The following is a 17289-nucleotide window of genomic DNA, read 5'->3' as shown; positions in this document are numbered from 1 at the left end:
GTGTAGGAAAATTGTTCGACGCGCGCCTGCCATGCCGAGTGACACGCCCACAGGCCAAGTCGCGGCTGCAAAGTTTGAATCCGATCTTCCGGAACGCCTCGCAAGCAACAATTTTTCGCGATCCCGCTCCTCTGGAACAGCTAATCGATGCTCTCAAAAGTGTGTATTGCGCATTGCTGCAAGGCTCGCCATGGCGTGACTAACGAGACAGGAGAGATTTCCCATGCGTCAGGTTGACCATTTTATTGTCGGCGACAGCCCCGCCGCCACCCGCAAGCACTCGATCTGGAACCCGTCAACGGGCGAGGTTCAGGCCGAAGTCGTTCTGGCGGGCCGCGACTTGCTCGACACAGCCGTTGAAACGGCCAAGCGCGTTCAGCCCGAATGGGCGGCGACCAACCCGCAAAAACGCGCCCGCGTCATGTTCAAGTTCAAGGAGCTGATCGAGGCGAATATGAAGCCTTTGGCCGAGCTTCTTTCAAGCGAACACGGCAAGACCGTTCCCGATGCCATGGGCGATGTTCAGCGCGGGCTTGAAGTGATCGAATACGCTTGCGGCATTCCGCAAGTGCTGAAGGGCGAATTTACCCAAGGCGCAGGGCCCGGCATTGATGTCTACTCCATGCGTCAACCGCTTGGCATTGGCGCGGGCATCACCCCGTTCAACTTCCCTGCGATGATCCCGATGTGGATGTTTGGCATGGCGTGTGCGGCGGGCAATGCATTTATCCTGAAACCATCGGAACGCGATCCTTCGGTGCCGGTGCGCTTGGCCGAACTCTTCATCGAAGCGGGCGCGCCAGAGGGGCTTTTGCAGGTCGTCCACGGCGACAAGGAAATGGTCGATGCGATCCTCGACCATCCTGATATCCCTGCGATCAGTTTCGTGGGGTCGTCCGATATTGCGCACTATATTTACCACCGCGGCGCAGAGAACGGCAAACGCGTGCAAGCCTTTGGCGGCGCGAAAAACCACGGCGTTGTGATGCCGGACGCTGACCTTGATCAGGTGGTGAACGATCTGGCGGGCGCTGCCTTTGGTTCGGCGGGCGAACGCTGCATGGCGCTGCCGGTTGTGGTGCCAGTGGGCGAGGATACGGCGGAACGCCTCAAGGAAAAGCTGATCCCGGCGATCCACGCCCTTCGCGTGGGTGTTTCAACCGACCCGGACGCGCATTATGGCCCTGTTGTCACACCAGAGCACAAGGCGCGCATCGAGCAGTGGATCACCACAGCAGAGGAAGAAGGCGGCGAAATCGTCATCGACGGGCGCGGCTTCACGCTTCAAGGGCATGAGAAAGGCTTCTTCGTTGGCCCGACCCTGATCGATCATGTGACGCCTGAGATGTCCTCTTACAAAGAGGAAATCTTCGGCCCAGTGCTCCAGATTGTGCGCGCCAGGGATTTTGAAGAGGCGGTGCGCCTGCCGTCTGAGCACCAGTACGGAAACGGCGTCGCAATCTTCACCCGCAACGGCCACGCCGCGCGTGAATTTGCGAGCCGCGTTCAAGTGGGCATGGTTGGCGTCAACGTACCGATCCCTGTGCCTGTCGCTTACCACTCCTTCGGCGGATGGAAGCGTTCGGGCTTTGGCGATATCGACCAATACGGGACCGAGGGTCTTGCTTTCTGGACCAAGAAGAAGAAGATCACCGAGCGTTGGCCCGATGGTGGCGGCGATGGCAGCAACGCCTTTGTTATTCCGACCATGGGGTAATTGGGGGGTAATGGAATGTGATGGGAGAATAGGGCGATGATCAGATTTGTTGTTATCGCCCTATCCCTCGCCTTTGCATCATTGACCGTCCCGGCAAACGCGGATGACACCGCGCCATCTGACAAGCGCATTGCGCTCACCTTCGACGATGTGCCGCGCGGCGAAGGCGGGTTCTTTACCTCGGAAGAACGCACGCGGTTGTTGATCGAGGCTTTGCGAAAGGCGGGCGTCGAGCAGGCGGCGTTTTTCGTCAATCCGGGCCGAATTGCAAAGCGCCCTGGCGCCGAGGAACGCATCGCCGCTTATGTTGCGGCGGGCCATGTTATTGCCAATCACACAAACGACCACCCGCGCCTCTCGCAGACCGGTGCAGACGCCTATATCGCCAATATCGACCTTGCAGCGCAGTGGCTTGAGGGCCGCGAAGGATACCGGCCATGGTTCCGCTATCCCTTCTTGGATGAAGGGCGCTCCGACACGGTCAAACGCGACACAATAAGGGCGGCATTGCGTGCGCGGGGCCTCTTGAATGCAAGTCCCACGGTTGACGCTTCGGACTGGTGGCTTGAGGCAGCCCTTGGCCGGGCAGAACGCGAGGGACGCGACTATTCTGCCGATACTGCGCGCGACTTGTTTGTCGAAACCCATGTGGAGGCGGCCGAGTTCTATCACCAACTAGGGCTCAAGACCTTCGATGACCCCGTGGCGCACAATATGCTGCTGCACGAAACCGATTTGTCGGCCATGTTTATCACAGATCTGGTCGCCGCACTGCGCGCAAAAGGTTGGACGATCATCACAGCCGACGAAGCGTTTGCAGACCCCGTCTACAACAGCGCGCCCGATGTTCCCTCTGCCCAAGGCACTTTGATAGAGCTCGCCGCATGGGGAAAAGGGATCGACCCGCCGCGCTGGTATCGGGGCAATGACACGCGCATTTTGGAGCAATGGTTCAAGACGCGCGTGCTTGGCGAGGAAGAGGACACACCGCAATGACCAGCCCCCAAAACGTGAAGGCCCGAGCAACCTCGGGCTCGCCCTTCGAAGATCAATTCGGCTTTTGCCGAGCTGTCCGCGAGGGCAATCGCATTATCGTTGCCGGCACTGGTCCGGTTGAACCCGATGGCTCGACCACTCCGGGCGGCGCTGCCGAGCAGGCGGACCGATGCTGTGCGATCATTGTTGCGGCTATCGAAGAGCTTGGAGGCAGCGCCAAAGACGTGGTGCGCACGCGAATGCTGCTGACCGATTTCGACGATCAGGAGGCCGTGGGCGAGGTCCACGCCCGCTATTTCGGCGAAGCGCGGCCTGCTGCGACCATGGCTGGCGTCGCATGGCTATGTCGCCGCGAATGGAAGGTCGAGATTGAGGCCGAAGCTGTCATCAACGACTGAGCTTCAATGGAAACGCGGTTCCGGTGACCGAGGTCAGCGTTTTCCAACCGGCAAGCTCGCCGCCGCCCAAAATCCAGGCCGTGTCTCCCACCCGCCAAGTCGCAAATCCATGGCGGCCCGCGCTCATAGGTACTTCTTCGCGCCAGCCGCTTGATGGATCGGCCAAGTCCATCGAGACATGGCGGGTGAACACTTCAGAAGTCGTCACATCCTCTCCGCCATAAATGTGCAAGCGTCCCTCAAACACAGCCGCGCCGTGCCCTGCGAGAGGGAACGGCGCATCGGGCAGGCTCTCCCAGCTGTCCGAGGCAAAATCATAGACCTCGATCACCGTTGCATGGGGACCAAGTGTATCGCTGCGCCCGCCGGTTACGTAGAGCTTGTCATCGTCAAACGCGAAAGCATGGGAATGGCGCGGCGTTGGCATAGGCGTGACCTCACCCCATTTGCCGCTCGCCAGATCATAGGTGCGGATCGTGCCAAGCGTCCTGTCACCCGATTGCCCCCCGATCAGCCACAATTTCCCCTCGCGGTAGAACATCGCATGTTGGCCAAGCGGCTCTGGCAGGCGGGACAATTCGCGCCACTGCGGCTGCGCATCATCGGGCGAGAAGGCAAAAAGGGCGCCGTCCGGGTCCTGGTTGAACGGCAGGCTGGAGTAGCCGCCGCTGGCGAACACCTGACCCTCGCCCCCAAAATTTCCGGCCGCCATGCCAACATGATGCAAGGTGCGCGGCAAGTCGGGGCAATCCGAGAAGCCTTGTGTGGCAACTTGAAAGGCAACGCAGCTTTTAAGCGTCCTCTGAAACCCGATGCCGCCCGCGACATAAATGGTGCCGTCAAGCTCGGCGGCGTGCACTTCGGATCGCGGCTCTGACATATCGCCAGCACCCGTCATAAGCGATGGACCAATCAGATAAGCGCCTGCCGGAACCACGACGAGAAGGGCAGCAAGCGCCGCGAAAAACTTTGGAGCATGACGAAGAATACGCATCGCTCTTTTGAAGAGCACACGGCGCAATTGGTCAAGCAGGCGCGTCAGGTAGCTGCTTGCGCCTGCGACGGGACCACACCCAGTTCGCGCTCCACCCTCGCCATCAGATCATTCACATCGGCCATCGCATCAAGCTCTTCATTCGAGATCAGAATGCGCAGGTCAGCGTCCGCTTCATCAATCAGGATCGCGGGCAAGGCGACCTCTTGATTGCCGCCGGTGCCAAAGGCCGGAAAGTCCGCTGTGAAATCATCGCGGTGGTAGAAATCGACCTGCGGCTCCAGCGCTTGCCAAAAGGCCTTCCAATCGCCCCGCATGGACACCGCACCATAGGTCAGCGCACACAAGGAACACGGATAGGTATCGGGCCGGACCTGCTTGTGCACGGCATGCATCAGTGCCTGAATCAGGCCCGTATCCGCATTGTAAACGCAGATCAGCCGCTTTGGATCGGAGGGCGATGAGTATGACATGACTTATAATACGCACCAGACCCCATTTGGGTTACAGAAAATTTCGCGTGAGGCCCCATGCGCTGCACCCTCCTTACCCTCGCTATTTTGAGACCTTTTCTTGATCGTCCGGAAAAGCTAGTCCCGATGCCATGCAAGGACAATTCTCACTCACCGACGATCAGCTCGCTATTCAAGAGATGGCGCAGCGTTTCACCGCAGACAACATCACGCCTTTCGCAGCCGACTGGGACGAAAAACACATCTTCCCGAAGGACACGATCAAGAAGACAGCAGAGCTTGGCTTTGGCGCGATTTATGTGTCGGAAGAATCGGGCGGCATCGGGCTTGGCCGGTTGGAAGCCGCGCTTATCATGGAGGCGATGGCTTATGGCTGTCCCACGACATCGGCGTTCATCTCGATCCACAATATGGCCGCATGGATGATCGACGAATTTGGTGGGCAGGAGTTGAAAGACCGCTACCTGCCCGACCTTATCGGCATGGACAAAATCGCGAGCTACTGCCTAACGGAACCGGGAAGCGGGTCGGACGCAGCCGCGCTTAAGACAAACGCACGCCTAGACGGCGACCATTATGTTCTCAACGGCACGAAACAGTTCATTTCAGGCGGCGGCGTCAACGATGTCTATGTCTGTATGGTGCGCACGGGCGATCACAAAACCAAAGGCATCACCTGCCTTGTGATCGACAAGGACACGCCCGGCGTCAGCTTTGGCGCGCCGGAGAAGAAACTGGGCTGGAACGCGTCACCTACCGCGCAGGTCATCTTCGAAGATGCGCGCGTGCCGGTCGCCAACCGTGTCGGCGATGAGGGCGAAGGTTTCCGCTTTGCGATGATGGGTCTGGACGGTGGACGTTTGAACATCGGCGCGTGCTCGCTTGGCGGGGCTCAGCGGTGTCTGGACGAGGCAATCAGCTACACCAAAGACCGCAAACAGTTCGATACAGCCGTCGCCGACTTCCAGAACACGCAGTTCATGCTCGCCGATATGGCGACCGATTTGGAGGCTGCGCGCGCGCTGCTCTATCTGGCGGCGGCCAAGGTCACCGAGAATGCACCAGACAAATCGCGCTTTTCCGCCATGGCAAAACGCCTTGCGACCGACAATGGCAGCAAAATCGTCAACGACGCGCTGCAATTGTTTGGCGGATATGGCTATTTGCGCGATTACCCGATCGAACGCTTCTGGCGCGACCTGCGGGTGCATTCGATCCTTGAAGGCACCAATCAGGTGATGCGCATGATCGTGGGCCGGGATCTGCTGCGGCAATAGGGCTGTAGCGATGACCACCGAAACCTTCGCCATGACCACGCTTGTGGTCCCGGACTATGACGCTGGCATCGCCTTTTATGTGGGTGCGCTTGGCTTTAGGCTGGTCGAAGACACCGATTTTGGGGGCGGGAAACGCTGGGTCGTTGTAGAGGCTACCGGGGGTGGCCGCCTGCTGCTCGCCAAGGCCAATACGCAAGCGCAAACCGCAGCCATTGGCAATCAGACCGGTGGGCGGGTGTCATTCTTCCTTAATACCAACAATTTCGCCGATACTCATGCGAGGCTTCTTGCAGCAGGGGTGGAATTCTTGGAAGAACCCCGTCACGAGGCTTATGCAACAGTGGCCGTGTTCGCCGACCCCTTCGGCAACAAATGGGACCTGATCGAATTGAAAGCTGGAAATGACACAAGACGTCCTGACCCGAATTGAAGGCCCGATTGGCCACATAACATTGAACCGGCCCAAGGCGCTTCACGCCCTGACGCTGGAGATGTGCCATGCGATGAGCGCGGCGCTCACCGAATGGGCGAGCAACGACGACGTGCGCGCGATCATCATCGACCATGCGGAAGGGAGCCGCGGCTTTTGCGCAGGCGGCGATATCGCGTTCCTGCGCGATTCAGCGCTGAATGACGGCGGGGTTTCAGGGCGCAAATTCTTCCACGATGAGTATCAGCTAAACCATCAGATGTTCGCTTATGAAAAGCCGATTGTGGCCTTCATGGACGGGATCACCATGGGCGGCGGCGTTGGTATTTCGCAGCCTGCCAAATTCCGCGTTGCGACTGAAAACACCCGCTTTGCCATGCCTGAAACCGGCATTGGCCTCTTCCCGGACGTGGGCGGCGGCTGGTTCTTGTCTCGCCTTGGCGGGCGGCTTGGGCAATTCCTCGCGCTCACCGGCGCGCGGCTGAAGGGCGAAGAGTGCCTGTGGGCAGGGCTCGCCACGCATTACGTGCCAAGCGAGATGATCGAAGACCTAAAGGCGCGCATCGCGGAAAAGCCCGACCGGATCGCAGGCATTTTGTCTGAACCCGTGGGCACCCCTCCCCCGGCACGTCTCGAAGAAAACGCGCTCAAAATCGCCAAGCACTTCGCCTCGGACACGCTTGAGGACATTCTCGCAAGCCTTGAGGCAGCAGCAGCTGACGGTGACGAGTGGGCCCAAAAGGAACGCGACACGATCGGCACCAAGAGCCCGCAGACCCTGAAAGTGGCCCTGCGCCAACTGGCGACCAGCGCGACGCTCACCGACTTTGCCGACAATATGCGCATGGAATACCGCATCGGATCGCGCGTCCTCACCCGGCCCGATTTTGCAGAGGGCGTGCGCGCGGTCATCGTAGACAAGACCCACGATCCCAAATGGGACCCACAGACACCCGAGGGCGTGAGCGAAGAATTGCTCGACAGCATTTTTGCCCCCCTTCCCGCCGATGAAGAATGGAAGCCGCTATGACCTTTGAGACCATCACCGCCGAGCCAAACGCCCAAGGAAATAGCGGCGTTACGCTGATCACATTGAACCGTCCCAAGGCGCTCAACGCGCTCTCTTCGGTTGTTCTGGAGGAATTGATCGAAGCCTTCGCCGCATATCAGGCGGACGACACGCAAAAGTGCGCAGTGCTGACCGGCGCGGGTGAAAAGGCGTTTGCAGCCGGCGCGGACATTAAAGAGATGTCGGACAAGCCAGCAGCGGATTTTTACCTCGACGATTTCTTCTCAAAATGGACGTCGCATCTGGTCAAGACGACGCGCAAACCCTGGATCGCAGCGGTCAATGGCTTTGCCCTTGGCGGGGGTTGCGAGCTTGCGATGATGGCGGACTTTATCATCGCCAGCGACAACGCGAAATTCGGTCAGCCTGAGATCAACCTCGGCGTTGCTCCAGGCATGGGCGGATCGCAGCGCCTCACGCGCGCTATCGGCAAGTCGAAGGCCATGGAAATGTGCCTCACAGGCCGGATGATGGACGCAGAAGAAGCTGAACGCGCAAACCTTGTGGTACGCGTTGTGCCTCAAGCGGATTTGCTTGCCGATGCGCTTAAGAGCGCTGCGACCATTGCATCCAAGCCGCCGATGGCCGCGATTGCGAACAAGGAAATGGTCAACGCCGCGTTTGAAATGACGCTCGACCAAGGCATCATCATGGAACGCCGCATTTTCCAAATCCTCACCGCGAGCGAGGACAAGGCGGAAGGCATGGCCGCATTCATTGAAAAGCGTGAGGGTCAGTGGAAGGGGCGTTAATCCGCTCCGGCACCCCAGCGTAGGCTGGGGTCTAGAGCTAAAAAGAGCGGTGCTAGCCGCCTGAGATCCCAGCTTTCGCTGGGATGACGAATTGGGGAAAGCAACATGAAAATCGCCTTTATCGGTCTTGGAAACATGGGCGGCGGAATGGCCGCTAATCTTGTGAAAGCAGGCCACGAAGTGCGCGCTTTTGATTTGGCGCAGCCTGCTCTTGAAGCCGCGCGCGATGCCGGGTGCACCACCTTTGATAGCGCGAAAGAGGCCTGCGAAGGTGTCGAGGCGGTTGTCTCCATGCTCCCCAATGGTGCGATTGTGAAAGGCCTCTTTGAAAACGAAGTCTTCGGCCACGCTCCCGCTGGCGCGGTGCTGCTCGATTGCTCCACCATCGACGTTGCGACCGCAAAATCGGTGATCGAGGCGGCCACATCGCAAGGCTATGACATGGTGGATGCGCCCGTCTCTGGAGGGATTGCGGCGGCGAATGGCGGGACGCTCACCTTTATGGTGGGCGGGACCACCGATGCTTTCACCCGCGCTGAACCGATCTTGCAAGCCATGGGCAAGGCAGTGATCCACGCAGGCGATGCAGGCGCGGGACAAACGGCGAAAATCTGCAACAACATGCTTCTCGCCATCACTATGATCGGCACCGCTGAAGCGATGAAGATGGCAGAGAAGCTAGGCCTTGATCCGCAGAAATTCTACGAGATCAGCTCTCAAAGCTCCGGCTACAACTGGTCCCTGAACGCTTACACGCCGCTCCCCGGTGTCGGAGTGGAGAGCCCGGCGGACAATGGCTATGCAGGCGGTTTTGCAACGCCCTTGATGGTCAAAGACCTGCGGCTTGCGATGGAAGCGGCGGAGACGTCGGATGCGGCGGTGCCTTTGGGTTCGCGCGCGGCGGCGCTTTACGAAGATTTCCTTGGCGCTGGCAATGAAGGCCTGGATTTCTCGGCGATTATCAAGACTTACGACTAACCACCGTCATTGCGAGCGTCCTGCGACAGGCTCAGGACGAACGGGTCAGGGGCGATTGATCTCTTGGATCACCTGTTCGAGCCATTCGCGTGGGGCCGAGCGCCGTCCGATATCCGCCACAAATTCCTGACCCCGCGCAACGCTTTTGAGGCGTCCGCCACGCAGCCAGCGCTCTTGCCTATCGTGGTAGGATAATCCGCCGCGCTTCAGCCACGCGGGCCGTTCCCACACGCTTGGCGGTCCTTCTGGCACCGTCAGCCTCAGAGCCTTGCTGGCTGTGCCTGCCGTGCGCCCTTCCCCGCGCCAGACAACGTCGTTGGAATGGTGCATGGCAAGGGCATGGGGGTGGGCAATCGACACCAGCTCCTCAGGCGGACCGCCAACCAAAGGCACCATTTCCTCAACCTTGAGATAGCCAAAGATGCGGTGATGCGGCTCGCGTGTTTCTTCCTCGGCAAACAGGCCGAAAAACACAAACACATCGCCCGGCACCACGCCCTGCCGTTCCAGATGGGTTTGTGCCGCCCCGCATTGTCCAAAAGCGCAAGTTCCATCCGAGAGGAACATCGGATCGTGGTGGCACAGATCATCCGCGCCAAGTTTCCCCCGGCTCGCCTTGGCCGCATAGTCGCCCAGCCCCAGATCGCCATATGTGGTCTTGCTCGCCGCGCCTGCCGGGATAGGCAGGCTCAGCGGAACCCCCTTCACAATCGGCGAAGGGCCGCCCCCGGCGCTTGAATCAAAGCCTTTGCGTGAAAATATAATGCGCATTGGCCTTACGACTTAGCCATTCTTCGCGCACAGGGCGACAAATTGTTCTCCCAAAGCGCGCTTAAGTTGCTATGCGCAAAAACTGATGGTGAGCGGCTTGTTCACCACACGGGAAGGACCAAGGCAAGCAACGCTAATGCAGCGTCTTTTTACCAATATCGGCTGGCTGCTTGGCGGACGCGGGATCAATGCCGTGCTCAGCCTTGTGTATCTGGCGTTGGCGACGCGCACGCTTGGCCTTGAAATGTTTGGCCATTTCGCAGCGATTGTCGCGATCGGGCTGGTCGTCACAGGGATCGCCAACTTCCAGACATGGCAGTTTATCGTGCGCTGGGGCGCGAACGGCACCAATGGTGATGGCACCGCCGCAAGCGAGGCGACCGGCTTTGCGATAGCGCTCGACATACTGTCAGTCGCCATGGGTGTAGTGCTCGCCGCGCTGATGGTGTGGAGCGCGCCCTTGTGGTTGCCCGTACCGGAAGAGCTTTTGCCGCTGACCTTTGCATATTGCATTGTGTCGCTGGTCTCGATCCGCACAACGCCAATGGGGCTCCTGCGGCTGCGATTCAAATACGCAACCGCCACCGCCGCCGAAGCGGTACAGCCTATTGTGCGGACCGCTGGTGCGGTTCTGGCCTGGATTTACATGCCGACGGTGACCGGTTTTGTCCTCGCCTATGCCGCATCGGAGCTTGCAGTGGCCGTGGCCCTTTGGCTTGCCGCTGCCCGCAACGAGCGGATTGACCTCTCCGCGCTCAGCCTCACCCGCATCCCTGCGCGGCACAAGGACGCCTGGAGGTTTGTCTGGTCAACCAATATGTCGGGAAGCCTCACGATTGCGGGCAAGCAGATCACCCTATTGCTCGTCGGAGCCTTCGGCGGCGCGGCGCTGCTCGGGGGTTTCCGCGTGGCGAGCCAATTGGGACAGGCCTTGGTGGCGCTGGCCCAGACCATTTCCAAAGCCATCCTGCCAGAGCTGGTCCATGCCAAGGAAGACGCGCTCGTCATCGCGCGGCGCATGGCCAATGTGGCGCTGATCGGCGGGGTCATCGCGGTTCTGGTTGCGGTGGTGTTCGGCCGGCTTGGCCTCGACCTTATCGCAGGCAGCGAATTTCGCGGACGCGGGTTTTACTGGGCTTTGGTTATCCTCTCCATCGCAGGCGCGGTGGAGCTGGTCGGGGCGAGCCTTGAATCGCTTCTCGTCTCGGCAGGGCGCGCAGGCACAGCCTTTCTGGTGCGCGCTGTCCCCACGCTATTGGGATTTGGGCTGCTCAACCTAGCGATAGGCTGGAACGGCGCATTGGGCGCAGCTTTCACGGTTCTGGGAGCGAGCGCGCTTGCCGTCATCGGTTTTTATGTGGCGATCCTGAACCTTGCCGAGATCAGGATCGAGGTGGAGCCTGAGAAAGCGGGGGATTAGCCGGGATCACCGCATTCGGCGCGAATATACTCCTTAAACTCGCCAATCGGGCCCAGCCCCATTTGTGTCCGCCAATCGTCAAGCTTCGCCGGGTCCTCCAAAGTCTCCAGCGCGCTTTCACCATCGCCGCAGAAGAAGTGCGTGCCGTAGCGCTGCTTTCCCGTAAGCTCGAGCATCACACCATCATAGGCCTCCGCATATTCCGCACCTTCTAGCGATCCGTCGCGCGCCGCTTGCTCCATCACGCGAAGCATCCGCACTTGAAACGCGGGATCGTGCTTACTCTGCCACACCAACAACCTCGCATTACTCGCGCCGACATCGGTGGAGTTTGCAGGCGTAGGCCAGCCGTATCGCGTGACCATATCATCAAGCCAACGCGTGCGGGCGAATTGCAGACGCACGAGTTCGCTTTCGATAAAAGCGCCAAAGACATAGCGCTCGTTCGGGGTCATCTTGGGTGGGCGATCAGGATTAAGGGTGATCATGTCGGCATAACCCTTGGTCCGCCCCCAGAATTGCGCGTTTAGAAGCGCCAAAAAAGGCCACTCAAAATAGTCAATTTCATCCAGAATATCGCGATTGTGCTGCGCGGCATGGGTGGTGGTGTGAATATCAAGCCCCTGGATCAACCCATCGAAGACAAGCCGGGCCACGCGCGCCGTTTTGGCAAACTCCTCATAGGTCGCGAAACGCTCCAAAAGACCGTCATTGCCAAAGACGACTTGTTCGCAAACCGGGGCAGCGCCATTGAACTTGCCTTCAATCAGGGTGATACCAAATTCTGCCATCTCGGCCTTAAGCCGCGCATTTCCCTCTTTGGCGCATCGCCTGTACCACCCTTGCAGCACCGCATATTGCGCACGCTCTTCTGGCGATGCATCGGGGAAAAACCCCTTGAGATATTCAAGCTCACCGGTGTCAAACCCGTCATAAATGCTGCCGTCGTTCCTGATGCGATCTGCGATCAGCGGCGGGAGTTCGGGATAATCAGGCGGCGGTAGTGCAACGGCTTGATCGGGATAAGTCGGGAAAAGATCGGCAGGAGGAGCACTCCCCAAAGCCGGAGGCGGCTCTGCGGTGGCAAGCGCGGGCGCGGATAGAGCCAACGCCCCTGTCGTGCACCACCGCCGCAAGATCATCTCTCAGGCGCTTCCCACTTGAGCTTCGGCTTACGCGCTGCTGCCGTCTCATCAAGACGCCTGCGAGGCGCAAAGTACGGCGCTTGGCGCAAGCTCTCATCGCCCGCAATCGCGCGCTCAGCAAGTGAGCGGAAGGCGGTGACGAATTGATCGATCGACGCCTTGCTCTCGGTCTCGGTCGGCTCCACCAGCATCGCACCGTGCACAACAAGCGGGAAATACACGGTCATCGGGTGAAAGCCTTCATCGATCATGCCTTTGGCCAAATCGAGCGTGGTCAGGCCACCCCCAAAATCCTTATCGCCGAACAATGCCTCGTGCATACAAGGCCCGCTGTCAGCGAAGGGTGCGTGAAGCACGTCTTCCAGGCTGCGAAGGATGTAATTGGCGTTGAGCACTGCGTCCTCGGCAACCTGTTTGAGGCCATCGGCACCGTGGCTGAGCATATAGGTCAATGCGCGGGTAAACATGCCCATTTGCCCGTGGAATGCGGTCATGCGGCCAAAGCTGGACAGCTCACCGCCGAAGTGCTCGCGGGCAAAATCATCCGCCTGCTCTTCTTCGATAAGGTGCACCACGCCATCAGCCGTGCGCGCTGTGTAGGGAAGCGGGGCGAAGGGGGCGAGTGCTTCGGAAAGGACGACTGGCCCGGAACCCGGACCGCCGCCGCCATGCGGGGTGGAAAAGGTCTTGTGCAAATTGATGTGCATTGCATCGACGCCAAGGTCGCCGGGGCGCACTTTGCCGACGATGGCGTTGAAGTTTGCTCCATCGCAATAGACGAAGCCGCCCGCTTCGTGGACCGCATCGCTGATTTCGCGCAAGTCAGGTTCAAACAGGCCGCAAGTGTTGGGGTTGGTGATCATCACCGCTGCGACATCAGGGCCAAGACGAGCCTTCAATGCCTCCAGGTCCACCCGGCCTTGAGGGGTCGCGGGGATATTCTCGACACGGTAATTGGCAAAGGCAGCCGTCGCAGGGTTCGTGCCATGGGCGCTTTCAGGAACCAGCACCACTTCGCGTGCATCGCCGCGTGCTTCGAGAGCCGCGCGGATCGAGAGGATACCGCACAATTCACCATGCGCGCCCGCCTTGGGGCTCATCGCGACAGAGTGCATACCAGTGAGATCAATCAGCCAGTGGGCAAGCTCGTTCATCACTTCGAGCGCGCCTTGGATGGTGGAGACCGGTTGCAGCGGGTGAACATCGGCAAAGCCGGGAAGTCGCGCCATTTTCTCGTTCAAACGCGGGTTGTGCTTCATCGTGCATGACCCGAGCGGGAAAAAGCCCAGATCAATGCCGTAATTCTGACGGCTAAGGCGCGTGTAGTGGCGCACGGTCTCGGGCTCGGTCAGGCCAACAAGGCCGATCGGCTCCTCGCGCTCCAGACCACCAAGGCGGGTGGCCGCATTCGGGTCCACTTCGGGCAGATCAACACCGGTCGTCTCGGCATGGCCGATCTCGAAAAGCAACGGCTCTTCCAGCATCAGCGCGCGGTTGCCGGTGGTTGTCACATGTTCGCCTGTAGCGTCAGCGACTTCCATTTGGGGCTTCCACCCGGATTTGTTGGGAGCGTTCATTGCACGTCCTCCTTGATAAGAGCCTCGAGCTCTGTGGCGAGCGTTTCGATATCGTCTTCTGTCGTCGTTTCAGTGACCGCGACCAGCAGCGCCTGCTGCAAGCGCTCGACACCGGGGTAAAGCCGTCCGAGCGAAACCCCGCCCAAGACGCCGCGATCCGCCAAAGCACGCACCACATCACGCGCCGGTTTGCCGTCCAGCATAATCGTGAATTCGTTGAAGAACGCATTGTTGAGGAGCGAAACACCCGGCACCTTGGTCAAACGATCCGCTGCGATGCAGGCAAGCCGATGGTTTTCCGCTGCCAGCTCCCGCATCCCCTTCTCGCCAAGCAACGTCATATGGACGCTGAACGCCAGTGCGCAGAGCCCTGAGTTGGTGCAGATGTTCGAGGTCGCCTTCTCGCGGCGGATGTGTTGCTCGCGCGTGGAGAGCGTCAGGACGAAGCCGCGCTTGCCCTCTGCGTCGACGGTTTCACCGCAAAGGCGACCGGGCATTTGGCGCACATGCTTGGGATCGCGCACGGCGAAAAGGCCGAGGTATGGCCCGCCAAATTGCAGGCCAACGCCAATCGATTGGCCCTCGCCCACTACGATGTCCGCGCCCATTTCACCCGGCGACTTGATCGCGCCCAAGGCCACTGGCTCGGTGTTCACCACAACCAGCAAAGCGCCCTTTGCATGGGCTGCTTCGGCCACTGCGTTCAGATCGCTGATCCGGCCAAGGATGTCGGGATATTGCACCACGACGCAGGCCGTCTCTTCATCAATACGCGAGGTCAGACCTTCTAGGTCAGGCTCAGCCTGAATGGCAGGCGCGCTGTCGGCGATCACATCGCCAGTGAACTGCGCCATGGTTTTGACGACTTCGGAGTAATGCGGATGAAGCGCGCCGGAGAGAACCGCGCGGTTCTTCTTCGTCACCCGCGTCGCCATAGCCACCGCCTCCCAGCAGGCGGTCGAGCCATCGTAAAGCGAGGCATTTGCCACAGCACAGCCGTAAAGATTTGCCACCTGCGTTTGAAATTCAAACAGCATTTGCAGGGTCCCTTGCGCGATCTCTGGCTGATACGGCGTATAGGCCGTCAGAAACTCGCCGCGCTGGATCACTGTGTCCACGCTTGCCGGCACATGGTGGCGATAGGCCCCTGCACCCAGGAAAAACGGTACATCGCCCGCAACCATATTCTTGCCTGCAAGCCGCTTCATATGGCGCTCAACCGCCATTTCGGATGCGTGCATGGGAAGGCCGCGAATGGGCCCATCAAGCCGCGCCACTTCGGGCACATCGACGAACAGATCATCGATATTATCAGCGCCAATCTTCGCGAGCATATCGCCGCGATCGGTATCGGTCAGGGGGAGGTAACGCATGGGGTTTTCCTAAGTATGAGGAGCTTGGAAAATTTTAGAGATTGTCGACAAACGCCTTGTAGCCTTTGTCATCCATCAGACCTTCGAGCTCGGCCTTGTCGCCGATGGTCATGCGGAAGAACCAGCCTTCTTCTTCGGGTGAAGAGTTCACCAGCGCAGGCTCTTCTTCGAGCGCGTCATTGCCTTCGGTCACTTCGCCGCTGATGGGGGCGTAAACGTCGCTTGCCGCCTTCACACTTTCAACCACAGCCGCATCGCCGCCCTTGTCGAGCATGGTGCCAACGGATGGCAGTTCGACAAAGACGATGTCGCCCAATTGCTCCTGCGCGTAGTCCGTAATGCCGACAGTGGCGCTTTCGCCTTCGACGTCGATCCATTCGTGTTCATCGGTGAAATAACGCGGCATTGATCAGTTCCCTCTGAAATATTTGTGAGCCACAAAAGGCATGGGTGAAACGGTTGCGGACAGCTCGCGGCTGCGGACTTTGCAGGTGAGCTGGGTGCCTTCTTCGGCGTAGGCGGCATCGACATAGGCCATGGCGATAGGCTGACCCAATGTAGGCGAGAAGCCGCCGCTGGTGACGGTGCCAATTTTGGTATCGCCTGCAAAAACCTCGGCGCCCTCGCGCGCGGGCATCCGGCCTTCGATTTTGAGGCCCACGCGTTTTGTCGCGGGGCCGTTGTTAAAGGCATCCATCACCGGCCCGTGGCCAAGGTATCCCCCACCCTCGCGGCGTTTCTTGGACAGCGCAAAGGTGAGATCAGCGCTCACCGGATCAATATCCAGCGTCAGATCGTGGCCGTAAAGCGGCAAGCCAGCCTCAAGCCGCAGGCTGTCTCTTGCGCCCAGCCCCGCTGGCTTCACGCGGGCATCGGCCACCAGAGCATCGGCGAGTTTTTGGACCGAGCCTTCGGGAACAGAAATCTCGAAGCCGTCCTCTCCGGTGTAGCCTGCGCGGCTGACCCAGATGTGGCCGCCGTCATAGTCGAAAAGCGCAGCGGTCATGAAAGTGAGCGCGCCTGTGCCAGGGATCAGCTCTTCCAGAACCTCGCCCGCCTTTGGCCCTTGCAGCGCGAGCAGCGCAAAATCGTCATGGTGGTTGAGCGTTACTTCGTCCGCCAAATGCTCGCGAAGATGCGCGATGTCATCCCACTTGCAAGCCCCGTTTACGACCAGCGCCAGATGCGGGCCGGTGTTCGTCACCATGAGATCATCGATCACGCCGCCTTCCTCGGTCAGCAGCATCGAATAGCGCATTTTGCCGGGTTTAAGCGATGTGATGAGGCCGGGGAGCAGTTTTTCCAGCTCGCGCGCGGCAAGATCAGGGTCATCGTCGGGCGAATGAACGGTAAGCTGGCCCATGTGGGAGACGTCGAACAGGCTTGCGCTGGAACGCGTCCATTCGTGTTCGGCAACGATACCCCCATCAGGTCCGGCATACTGGATCGGCATTTCATAGCCCGCAAACGGGACCATGCGAGCACCAGCCGCGCGGTGCCATGCGTCGAGCGGCAGCTTGCCCAGCTCCACGACCTCTTCCGGCATGTCATCTTGTGTTGGTTGATCGCTCAAAATTGTATCCCCGAGAACAGGTTCAAAAACGCCCCAAACAAGACGTAGTTCCTGCCCCCTCTGTCGGGAAAACCTGAGAGCTTAGCCGGGCGCTTGTAAGGGCGCGTCAGCCTTCCCCTTCGGTGGTGGAACTTGCGCAAACGATGCGCATCCCACGCTTTCCAGAGTGCCCATTCCTCGTCGCGGTCCATTTGCCTGAGAGTTTCCGGGGCGGTTGCTCCTTCGGCGCCGTGCTCCATTACATGGAACCAAGTCTCTCCCGCGAAAGACGCCAGAATCACTCCTGACAGGCGCGTTCCATGTTGCGGATGCGAAAGCCCGCGTCAATCGGGGCGAAGCGTCAGCG

The 17289-nt window shown here is 59.7% G+C and carries 17 protein-coding genes and 2 riboswitches; of the genes, 9 read left to right on the top strand and 8 right to left on the bottom strand.

Annotated features, from left to right (window positions below):
• Positions 1 to 223 precede the first annotated feature (223 nt).
• Genes AC0V6Q_RS14445 through AC0V6Q_RS14435 form a run of 3 tightly spaced genes read left to right on the top strand, consistent with a single transcriptional unit; the run spans position 224 to position 3111 of the window.
• Positions 224 to 1717 carry a CoA-acylating methylmalonate-semialdehyde dehydrogenase gene (locus AC0V6Q_RS14445; protein WP_486169077.1) on the top strand — a complete coding sequence of 498 codons (1494 nt, stop codon included), beginning with the start codon at positions 224 to 226 and terminating at the stop codon, positions 1715 to 1717.
• A gap of 36 nt (positions 1718 to 1753) precedes the next feature.
• The gene (locus AC0V6Q_RS14440) at positions 1754 to 2713 is read left to right on the top strand and encodes a polysaccharide deacetylase family protein (protein WP_486169076.1); all 960 of its coding nucleotides are present in this window, start codon (positions 1754 to 1756) and stop codon (positions 2711 to 2713) included.
• On the top strand, positions 2710 to 3111 hold the full coding sequence (locus AC0V6Q_RS14435; RefSeq protein WP_486169075.1) for a RidA family protein: 402 nt from the start codon (positions 2710 to 2712) through the stop codon (positions 3109 to 3111). The genes AC0V6Q_RS14440 and AC0V6Q_RS14435 overlap by 4 nt, the downstream gene beginning before the upstream one ends.
• Here AC0V6Q_RS14435 and AC0V6Q_RS14430 read toward each other — a convergent pair.
• On the bottom strand, positions 3101 to 4105 hold the full coding sequence (locus AC0V6Q_RS14430) for a Kelch repeat-containing protein (RefSeq protein ID WP_486169074.1): 1005 nt from the start codon (positions 4103 to 4105) through the stop codon (positions 3101 to 3103). The two genes, AC0V6Q_RS14435 and AC0V6Q_RS14430, sit on opposite strands and share 11 nt — an antisense overlap.
• A gap of 44 nt (positions 4106 to 4149) precedes the next feature.
• Positions 4150 to 4578, bottom strand: a complete 429-nt coding sequence (locus AC0V6Q_RS14425; protein WP_486169073.1) for a hypothetical protein — start codon at positions 4576 to 4578, stop codon at positions 4150 to 4152.
• Positions 4579 to 4709: 131 nt separating this feature from the next.
• Here AC0V6Q_RS14425 and AC0V6Q_RS14420 point away from each other — a divergent pair, with 131 nt between their 5' ends.
• From AC0V6Q_RS14420 to mmsB, 5 genes are all read left to right on the top strand, one after another.
• A complete protein-coding gene (locus AC0V6Q_RS14420) occupies positions 4710 to 5855 on the top strand; it encodes an acyl-CoA dehydrogenase family protein (RefSeq protein WP_486169072.1) in 1146 nt (381 codons plus the stop codon).
• Between the two features lie 10 nt (positions 5856 to 5865).
• Positions 5866 to 6285: a VOC family protein gene (locus tag AC0V6Q_RS14415; protein WP_486169071.1), complete on the top strand. Its 420-nt coding sequence runs from the start codon at positions 5866 to 5868 to the stop codon at positions 6283 to 6285.
• Complete coding sequence (locus AC0V6Q_RS14410) at positions 6257 to 7315, top strand: enoyl-CoA hydratase/isomerase family protein (RefSeq protein WP_486169070.1); 1059 nt, start codon at positions 6257 to 6259, stop codon at positions 7313 to 7315. Before AC0V6Q_RS14415 ends, AC0V6Q_RS14410 begins: the two co-directional genes overlap by 29 nt.
• Positions 7312 to 8106, top strand: coding sequence for an enoyl-CoA hydratase-related protein (locus AC0V6Q_RS14405; protein WP_486169069.1), 795 nt, complete (start codon positions 7312 to 7314; stop codon positions 8104 to 8106). Before AC0V6Q_RS14410 ends, AC0V6Q_RS14405 begins: the two co-directional genes overlap by 4 nt.
• Positions 8107 to 8211: 105 nt before the next feature.
• Entirely contained in the window at positions 8212 to 9084 is an 873-nt protein-coding gene (mmsB, locus tag AC0V6Q_RS14400; RefSeq protein ID WP_486169068.1) for a 3-hydroxyisobutyrate dehydrogenase, read from the top strand.
• A gap of 45 nt (positions 9085 to 9129) precedes the next feature.
• Here the strand turns inward: mmsB and AC0V6Q_RS14395 are convergent, their stop codons facing one another.
• The gene (locus AC0V6Q_RS14395) at positions 9130 to 9855 is read right to left on the bottom strand and encodes an Nmad3 family putative nucleotide modification protein (RefSeq protein WP_486169067.1); all 726 of its coding nucleotides are present in this window, start codon (positions 9853 to 9855) and stop codon (positions 9130 to 9132) included.
• 136 nt (positions 9856 to 9991) lie between these two features.
• On the opposite strand from AC0V6Q_RS14395, the gene AC0V6Q_RS14390 reads away from it, so the two are divergent.
• Positions 9992 to 11275 (top strand): lipopolysaccharide biosynthesis protein, encoded by a 1284-nt coding sequence (locus AC0V6Q_RS14390; RefSeq protein WP_486169066.1) that lies wholly within the window; start codon positions 9992 to 9994, stop codon positions 11273 to 11275.
• Here AC0V6Q_RS14390 and AC0V6Q_RS14385 read toward each other — a convergent pair.
• Genes AC0V6Q_RS14385 through gcvT form a run of 5 tightly spaced genes read right to left on the bottom strand, consistent with a single transcriptional unit; the run spans position 11272 to position 16916 of the window.
• Positions 11272 to 12417: a DUF6624 domain-containing protein gene (locus AC0V6Q_RS14385; protein WP_486169065.1), complete on the bottom strand. Its 1146-nt coding sequence runs from the start codon at positions 12415 to 12417 to the stop codon at positions 11272 to 11274. The genes AC0V6Q_RS14390 and AC0V6Q_RS14385 overlap by 4 nt on opposite strands.
• Complete coding sequence (gene gcvPB, locus AC0V6Q_RS14380) at positions 12414 to 13997, bottom strand: aminomethyl-transferring glycine dehydrogenase subunit GcvPB (protein ID WP_486169064.1); 1584 nt, start codon at positions 13995 to 13997, stop codon at positions 12414 to 12416. Before gcvPB ends, AC0V6Q_RS14385 begins: the two co-directional genes overlap by 4 nt.
• The gene (gene gcvPA, locus AC0V6Q_RS14375; protein ID WP_486169063.1) at positions 13994 to 15370 is read right to left on the bottom strand and encodes an aminomethyl-transferring glycine dehydrogenase subunit GcvPA; all 1377 of its coding nucleotides are present in this window, start codon (positions 15368 to 15370) and stop codon (positions 13994 to 13996) included. Before gcvPA ends, gcvPB begins: the two co-directional genes overlap by 4 nt.
• Before the next feature lie 34 nt (positions 15371 to 15404).
• Positions 15405 to 15776: a glycine cleavage system protein GcvH gene (gcvH, locus tag AC0V6Q_RS14370; protein WP_034959558.1), complete on the bottom strand. Its 372-nt coding sequence runs from the start codon at positions 15774 to 15776 to the stop codon at positions 15405 to 15407.
• Between the two features lie 3 nt (positions 15777 to 15779).
• Positions 15780 to 16916, bottom strand: a complete 1137-nt coding sequence (gcvT, locus tag AC0V6Q_RS14365) for a glycine cleavage system aminomethyltransferase GcvT (protein ID WP_486169318.1) — start codon at positions 16914 to 16916, stop codon at positions 15780 to 15782.
• Between the two features lie 77 nt (positions 16917 to 16993).
• Positions 16994 to 17116, bottom strand: a riboswitch (glycine riboswitch).
• Positions 17117 to 17215, bottom strand: a riboswitch (glycine riboswitch).
• Between the last annotated feature and the right edge of the window lie 74 nt (positions 17216 to 17289).

Source organism: Erythrobacter sp. S227, assembly GCF_057364925.1.
The sequence above is the reverse complement of the archived record's forward strand: the minus strand, read 5'-3'. Positions and strand labels throughout refer to the sequence as shown.

Coding starts and splice junctions, on each gene's coding strand:
- AC0V6Q_RS14385 (WP_486169065.1), bottom strand. CDS start 12,417: ATGATCTTGCGGCGGTGGTGCACGACAGGGGCGTTGGCTCTATCCGCG.
- AC0V6Q_RS14395 (WP_486169067.1), bottom strand. CDS start 9,855: ATGCGCATTATATTTTCACGCAAAGGCTTTGATTCAAGCGCCGGGGGC.
- AC0V6Q_RS14445 (WP_486169077.1), top strand. CDS start 224: ATGCGTCAGGTTGACCATTTTATTGTCGGCGACAGCCCCGCCGCCACC.
- gcvT (WP_486169318.1), bottom strand. CDS start 16,916: ATGCCGGAAGAGGTCGTGGAGCTGGGCAAGCTGCCGCTCGACGCATGG.
- AC0V6Q_RS14425 (WP_486169073.1), bottom strand. CDS start 4,578: ATGTCATACTCATCGCCCTCCGATCCAAAGCGGCTGATCTGCGTTTAC.
- AC0V6Q_RS14420 (WP_486169072.1), top strand. CDS start 4,710: ATGCAAGGACAATTCTCACTCACCGACGATCAGCTCGCTATTCAAGAG.
- AC0V6Q_RS14405 (WP_486169069.1), top strand. CDS start 7,312: ATGACCTTTGAGACCATCACCGCCGAGCCAAACGCCCAAGGAAATAGC.
- AC0V6Q_RS14440 (WP_486169076.1), top strand. CDS start 1,754: ATGATCAGATTTGTTGTTATCGCCCTATCCCTCGCCTTTGCATCATTG.
- AC0V6Q_RS14435 (WP_486169075.1), top strand. CDS start 2,710: ATGACCAGCCCCCAAAACGTGAAGGCCCGAGCAACCTCGGGCTCGCCC.
- AC0V6Q_RS14390 (WP_486169066.1), top strand. CDS start 9,992: ATGCAGCGTCTTTTTACCAATATCGGCTGGCTGCTTGGCGGACGCGGG.
- mmsB (WP_486169068.1), top strand. CDS start 8,212: ATGAAAATCGCCTTTATCGGTCTTGGAAACATGGGCGGCGGAATGGCC.
- gcvPB (WP_486169064.1), bottom strand. CDS start 13,997: ATGAACGCTCCCAACAAATCCGGGTGGAAGCCCCAAATGGAAGTCGCT.
- AC0V6Q_RS14415 (WP_486169071.1), top strand. CDS start 5,866: ATGACCACCGAAACCTTCGCCATGACCACGCTTGTGGTCCCGGACTAT.
- gcvPA (WP_486169063.1), bottom strand. CDS start 15,370: ATGCGTTACCTCCCCCTGACCGATACCGATCGCGGCGATATGCTCGCG.
- AC0V6Q_RS14410 (WP_486169070.1), top strand. CDS start 6,257: ATGACACAAGACGTCCTGACCCGAATTGAAGGCCCGATTGGCCACATA.
- gcvH (WP_034959558.1), bottom strand. CDS start 15,776: ATGCCGCGTTATTTCACCGATGAACACGAATGGATCGACGTCGAAGGC.
- AC0V6Q_RS14430 (WP_486169074.1), bottom strand. CDS start 4,105: ATGCGTATTCTTCGTCATGCTCCAAAGTTTTTCGCGGCGCTTGCTGCC.